The sequence below is a fragment of the Deltaproteobacteria bacterium genome, from assembly GCA_011773515.1.
Taxonomy (GTDB): Bacteria; Desulfobacterota; Deferrimicrobia; order J040; family J040; genus WVXK01.
This window is the reverse complement of the sequence record WVXK01000090.1, coordinates 1,877-2,120: the sequence shown is the minus strand read 5'-3', so window position 1 is coordinate 2,120 and position 244 is coordinate 1,877. Positions and strand designations below refer to the sequence as shown.

Annotated in this window: 1 tRNA gene; it reads left to right on the top strand. The window is 53.3% G+C overall.

Features of this window, described 5'->3' with window-relative positions:
- Positions 1-126: 126 nt before the first annotated feature.
- Positions 127-202 (top strand) — tRNA-Arg (locus GTN70_09525).
- Positions 203-244: the final 42 nt, after the last annotated feature.

The window sequence follows — 244 nt, the reverse complement described above, 5'->3', positions numbered from 1 at the left end:
TTTATTTCGGCAAAAATGGACGGAATTTAGATCCCGAATCGGCGAAAATTGCTTGCCACGTTGACCGGGGTTTAATATCTCCGTACAATGATAGAGTACAAAAACCGGTAATGACCCACCATATGCGCGCCTGTAGCTCAGGTGGATAGAGCGCCGGCCTCCGGAGCCGGGTGCAGAGGTTCGAGTCCTCTCAGGCGCGCCAACAAGATTGGAAGCCGGCTCACCGCCGGCTTCTTTGTCTGTT